Annotated in this window: 6 protein-coding genes and 1 pseudogene; 4 read left to right on the top strand and 3 right to left on the bottom strand. The window is 38.1% G+C overall.

Features of this window, described 5'->3' with window-relative positions; translation table 11 throughout:
• Together HP456_RS19045 and HP456_RS19040 are read right to left on the bottom strand one after the other, a co-directional pair.
• Nucleotides 1-300 (bottom strand): annotated as a pseudogene (locus tag HP456_RS19045) (hypothetical protein); the annotation flags it as partial.
• Between the two features lie 163 nt (nucleotides 301-463).
• Nucleotides 464-616, bottom strand: a complete 153-nt coding sequence (locus HP456_RS19040) for a hypothetical protein (RefSeq protein ID WP_172254020.1) — start codon at nucleotides 614-616, stop codon at nucleotides 464-466.
• 364 nt (nucleotides 617-980) lie between these two features.
• Between HP456_RS19040 and HP456_RS19035 the strand changes: the two genes are divergently transcribed.
• The 3 genes from HP456_RS19035 (at nucleotide 981) to cypC (ending at nucleotide 4013) form a co-directional block, all read left to right on the top strand.
• Nucleotides 981-1643, top strand: a complete 663-nt coding sequence (locus HP456_RS19035; RefSeq protein WP_172254024.1) for an HAD family hydrolase — start codon at nucleotides 981-983, stop codon at nucleotides 1641-1643.
• Between the two features lie 164 nt (nucleotides 1644-1807).
• Nucleotides 1808-2251, top strand: coding sequence for a pyridoxamine 5'-phosphate oxidase family protein (locus tag HP456_RS19030; protein WP_172254018.1), 444 nt, complete (start codon nucleotides 1808-1810; stop codon nucleotides 2249-2251).
• A 499-nt stretch (nucleotides 2252-2750) separates the two neighbouring features.
• Nucleotides 2751-4013: a CYP152 family fatty-acid peroxygenase CypC gene (cypC, locus tag HP456_RS19025; protein ID WP_246289266.1), complete on the top strand. Its 1263-nt coding sequence runs from the start codon at nucleotides 2751-2753 to the stop codon at nucleotides 4011-4013.
• Nucleotides 4014-4182: 169 nt separating this feature from the next.
• Here the strand turns inward: cypC and HP456_RS19020 are convergent, their stop codons facing one another.
• On the bottom strand, nucleotides 4183-4554 hold the full coding sequence (locus tag HP456_RS19020; RefSeq protein ID WP_172254014.1) for a DUF5367 family protein: 372 nt from the start codon (nucleotides 4552-4554) through the stop codon (nucleotides 4183-4185).
• Nucleotides 4555-4832: 278 nt separating this feature from the next.
• On the opposite strand from HP456_RS19020, the gene HP456_RS19015 reads away from it, so the two are divergent.
• Nucleotides 4833-5666, top strand: an 834-nt coding sequence (locus HP456_RS19015; RefSeq protein WP_312857794.1) for a proline dehydrogenase family protein, incomplete at its 3' end; no start/stop codon positions are given.

Genomic DNA, 5666 nt, shown 5'->3' with positions numbered 1-5666 from the left:
AGTACGATAGTGTTTAATTACATTGATAGCATTATCAAGAGAAAAATCTATCTTGATTAATGAATTTATCGTTTCTTCACCCCAGCTTTCGACATCTGATTCGTTAGTAGTATCTTTATTAGTGAATGAAAACGCGAAAAGTTCGATAAGCTCCTCACGCCAACTTTGCAAGACTTCCTCACTCTGCTTCGAGTTATATTTATTTGTATTTGTAATCTCTGTTGCCGCTGGAATATTCTTTAGTGCCAGTATGCTCTCAGAAATATTCATAATTTTAGATTTATCAATCCCGGTATCCATAAAATGACCCCCTTTTATATATGAAACTATTATAACATGTACATTTACACTTCTATAATAAAAGGATATTAATAGTATTTTTGTTTACGATGGACTAATAATCAAGGCAGGTCTATTGCAAGGTAATGCTATGTCCTCATCGATCAATAGACATTAAGTAAGGTTAGAGAAACGTAACGTCGTTAATATGAACAAGCTCAGTTCTATAGACGTCCTTGGAAATTTCAATATATCCATTCCCATAAATCCAGAAGATTTTATACTCTTCGTCTTTATATAAAACTTTGTCGCCTAAGTTGTATTCTGTGAAATTCATTCATTCACCTACCTGTCATTGCAATAGACCTATGATCATTCTACTAGTATAGATAGAGGGGACAAATGACGGTCTTGGAGCGTTTACGTCTGAATACCCACTTAATAGGTATGATTACTTAAAATATCTTCTCAAATTATTCTTTTAGAATTAACTCTGTATTTTTGCATTTGGTGTATAAAGGAGAACGTATTTGATCCATGGAGCGAGGTCGATTGCAAGATCAGCATTCTTTATGAAAATATATGCTAAAATAAGGAAGAAGTTATGAGGATATATGTACATCGAGGGGGATATTGAACAATAGAATAAATTATTCATCTGGTGAAAGTCACATTTTATATTAAATTAGGAGGGAATTAAAATAGACTCTTTTAAAGTAATATTATTTGATTTAGATGGAACCCTTTCAGATCCAAAGGTTGGAATAACTAAATCGGTACAATATGCGTTACATCGAATGGGGATTGATGAGCCTGATGTTGACAAACTGGAATGTTTTATAGGACCGCCATTACAGGTTTCATTTCAAGATCAATTTAATTTTAATGAAATAGATACCCAAAAGGCGATAGATTTGTATAGGGAAAGATTTAAGGATAAAGGAATGTATGAGAATGAGTTGTATCCGAATATTCCATCATTATTAAAATTATTGAAAGAACAGCAATTTACGTTAATTGTTGCAACTTCAAAACCTACTGTGTTTGCTGAGCAGATTTTAAAGCATTTCGAGATTGAGAAGTATTTTGAACTTGTTGCAGGAAGTAATCTTGATGGAACTAGAGCGGCGAAAACAGAAATCATTCAATTTATTGTAGATAATTATAAAAAATATAAACTCAGTGACTTTGTTATGATTGGTGACAGAAAGCACGATATTATCGGGGCAAGTAATACTGGAATAGCTTCTATTGGAGTGACATATGGATATGGCTCATATGATGAATTAAGACAGTCAAACCCTACTAATATAGCAGGGAACGTTGATGAGCTAAAAGATATTCTAATAGGAACCAAAGTATGAAAAACATTACTTGATTAAGTGAACGTTTTCGGAGGATAAAAGTGAACACCCTTCTATTTAGCTGACCTTTTTAGAATGAAACAGGTCACTAAAACAAAAATAAGTTTGGAACATTAGTCATTATTGAAGATTTCTGTACGTTTATAGTGAAAGGATGTATCCATTTGAAAATAATCAGAGGAAACAGAAGCTTTAACTTGGATGAATTTCTAAAAAAACCTTTATTTGCTCATCTCTCAACTATATCGCAGGAAGGACCAAGGGAATCGCCTGTTTGGTTTTACTGGGATAATAAGTGTATTTGGATTATTGGAACTCCTTCTTCAGACAGCTTTCCGGGGAGGGTAGTAAAAAATCCTGAGTGTGCTATCGGTATCGTAGATCTTGATCATACTACGGGAAAGGTATTACATGCAGGGTTTAGAGGACGTGCAACAGTAGAACCTTTTGATAAAGAAGTTGCCACTCGTTTACTTGCACGATATCTTGGCTCAAATGAAGAAAGTTGGGACCCCAGGTTCAAAGGTTTAGGTGATAGCAACATTTTAATTCGATTTGTTCCAGAAACGGTTGTAGTTCGAGATCAGTCTTTTATACCAAGCATATAGAAACTATTCTACAAACCTCTCAAGGTGAAATTGTGTAAACTTATCCATATTCAAAACCGGTTCCAGCGATTGATTGGAATGCAAGACGAAGACTCCTGCGGGAGAAGCGTGTTAGGTGAGACTTGTCCAGCTCCGGCGGCTAGAGGCTCGAGACATAAGTCCTGCCATCCAAAACGGCAAAAAGCGCCTTTATGGCTGCCCTGACTTCTCCACTTAAACCCTTGTGTGATGACAGCTAAAAAGTACCCCACCCTGATCAGTTTTAGTCAACTAGTCAGAGAGGGGTACTTTTTAGTGTTTTTTATACAGTTTTTCTCTCTTGTACATACTAGAAAAAGCTCTCACAAACCTTAATGGAGCTGTTTTAGATTTAACAAAGGAGCAAGTAAAAGTTCTCTAACTTATAACCGGTATAAAAATAGAACAGATTCAAGTTTTTTTGAGAGTAGTAAGGGAAAGTAATATAAATATCATCACTAATTAAATGGAGATGAATCATATGAAGGAAAATAGTAATCAAATGCCGCGGGAAGAAGGAATAGATCATAGCTTGAGCCTTATGAGAGAAGGATATTTGTACGTTTTGAACAGACGAAAAAGTTTTCAGTCTGATGTTTTTGAGACTAGATTGCTTGGAAAGAAAGCGATCTGCATGTCAGGAAAAGGTGCTGCAGAGGTTTTTTATGACAATGAGAAATTTAAAAGGAAAGATGCTGCGCCGAACAGGGCGGATGAAACATTATTCGGGAAGAATGGCGTACAGGCGCTGGATGGACGAGAGCACAACCATCGGAAGAAAATGTTTATGTCCCTCATGTCTCCAGAGGGAATTCAAAGTCTGACAGACATTACAATGAAACAATGGGAGACAGCTCTGAATAAATGGGAGCACATGGACCAAGTACTTCTTTATGAAGAAGTAAAGGAAATCATGTGCAGAACAGCTTGTCAGTGGGCAGGTGTCCCATTGGAAGAAGAAGTTGTGAAAGAAATGACAAAACACCTGGCAGCGATGTTCGAGTCTCCAGCCGCAGTAGGTCCAAACCATTGGCAGGGGAGAAGGGCACGGAATAAAGTGGAAAGTTGGATTGGTGAATTGGTTGATAAGGTGCGTAATGGTGAAATAAATCCTCCAGAAGATACAGCTTTGCATAGATTTGCCTGGCATCGTGATGTAGAAGGGAATTTATTGACTGCGGACACAGCTTCAGTAGAAGTCATCAATATCTTGAGACCGATTGTGGCGATCGCTATATTCATCAATTTCACTGCGCTGGCATTGCATCATAATCCGAAAGAAAAGGAGAAACTGAAATCCGGCGATAACATGTATGCTCAGATGTTTGTACAGGAAGTCCGCCGATTTTATCCATTTTTTCCGTTTGTTGCAGCGCTGGTAAAAAAAGATTTCATCTGGAACGGCTATAAATTTGAAGAAGGAACTTTATCGTTACTGGACCTTTATGGCACCAATCATGACCCTGAAATATGGGAAAACCCTGATTTATTCAGTCCTGCACGGTTTGCCGATTGGGAGGGCAGCCCTTTTAGCTTTATTCCGCAGGGCGGCGGTGATTACCTGATGGGTCACCGCTGTGCTGGAGAATGGGTCACCCTTGAAGTTATGAAAGTAAGTCTCGATTTTCTTGCCAACCGAATGGACTATGAAGTTCCTGACCAGGACCTAAGTTACAGCATGGTGAGCATACCAAGTATTCCCCATAGCAAAGTCGTATTAAAAAGTGTAAAGCGAAAGGGATAAGGACAACTCATTCGTTTGGTAAGTCTGATTTTAGCCAGAATAAACCGAAGATTAGCCAACTGAACTCAAGCTATTGCCCCTTCAATTTATAGGGAAGTGAAAAAGAGAACGTCTAAATAGAGGTTGCTTTTGATTCAACATATATTGAAAAAACCTAATTTTAATATCATTAGTTGGATCTAATCTTTATCGAAAAACCTGAAATTAATAGTAAGCTGTACGCCCACAGCAACCAGGCAGCGAAGAGAGGTAATGAATCACTATGTAAGTTCGTAAACAAATTATTAAAATATAGAACACTAAATATATCCAAAATCATTCCCGGGAGAGCAATTTGGACTGATGACAGCAGACGTTTCGATTCAGGGATCTTCCTTAAATAATAATAAGGATACGCAGCTAGTGCAATCAAAGGTATTGTCAGAATAAATGTGATGAGCAGCAACATCATATTCCCTGGTATTAAAAACATATGTCCGAAAAAACGGAAAAGCAATGTCGCTGAAATCCATAATAAAAAGCCCCAAACTACATTTTTCATTAAATTCATCTCCTAATTGGATGTAAGGTAAATTATTCGACATTGCTTATATATCTCCTCGTATTAATTTGGTAAATTCTATGTAAATGGCGGGTTAGTCAGGGGATAATTCTGCCTCTTTTGTGTTTAGACCATAAATCCGCACCGGAATTATTGTGGTGGGAGCACGTTGTTTCGCGTCGGGCATTATCGATATAATTCACTTAACAGAAGAAATAGAAAAAATAATTCTTCGTTTAATCCCCCTGGGTTGCAGGGAAGAGTCAATATAAGGAGGTGTGGTAATCTTGGAAGCCATAAGTAAGCGCTTTTTCTTATATCTTTCCCACAATAAGGCATTTGATCGAATGGCCAAACGGTGGGGGTCAAGGTTTGGGGCAAACAAGATTGTAGGTGGAGAAACCTTTTCACAAGCCATTCCATTGATTACTCAGTTGAACGAGGAGGGGTTCCAGGTTACAGTCGATCACCTTGGTGAATTCGTCAATTCCGCAGAGTTGGCGAAGGAAAATGTTCAACAATGTATTCAAAGTATACATGCGATCGCTTATCACCAGCTGGACACTGAAGTTTCTGTGAAACTGACATCCTTGGGACTGGATATCAGTCATGACCTTATCATGGAACACATGAGATTAATTCTTTCCAAGGCAAAGGAGAGTGGAATCACGGTAACCATCGATATGGAAGATTCATCCAGGTGTCATACCATCCTTGAGGTTTATAAAACACTTCGGCGGGAATACGACAATTTGGGGACGGTGGTCCAATCCTATCTCTACCGATCAGAAGAGGATATCGATGGTCTTTATGAGTTCGCTCCTTATTTGAGGCTTGTGAAGGGTGCATATAAAGAATCCAGTAAAGTGGCTTTCCCAGAAAAGCAAAGGGTAGACGAGAATCTGAAGCGTCTCATCAAAAAGCAGCTCTTGAACGGCCATTATACTGCAATAGCCAGCCATGATGAAGCGATGATCGATTACACGATCGGTTTAGTGAAAGAACACAATATCCCGAATGACCGCTTCGAGTTTCAAATGCTTTATGGAATGCGGAATCAATTGCAGTCAGACTTAGTGAAAAAAGGTTATACAGTCCGTATTTATCTGCCT

The sequence above is a fragment of the Bacillus haikouensis genome (assembly GCF_013179555.1).
Classification (GTDB): domain Bacteria; phylum Bacillota; class Bacilli; order Bacillales; family Bacillaceae_B; genus Rossellomorea; species Rossellomorea haikouensis_A.
This window is presented reverse-complemented; position numbering and strand designations above follow the sequence as displayed.

Bases quoted from the DNA above. Each gene is read 5' to 3' on its own strand.
- HP456_RS19020 (WP_172254014.1), bottom strand. From the start codon at position 4,554: ATGAAAAATGTAGTTTGGGGCTTTTTATTATGGATTTCAGCGACATTG.
- cypC (WP_246289266.1), top strand. From the start codon at position 2,751: ATGAAGGAAAATAGTAATCAAATGCCGCGGGAAGAAGGAATAGATCAT.
- HP456_RS19040 (WP_172254020.1), bottom strand. From the start codon at position 616: ATGAATTTCACAGAATACAACTTAGGCGACAAAGTTTTATATAAAGAC.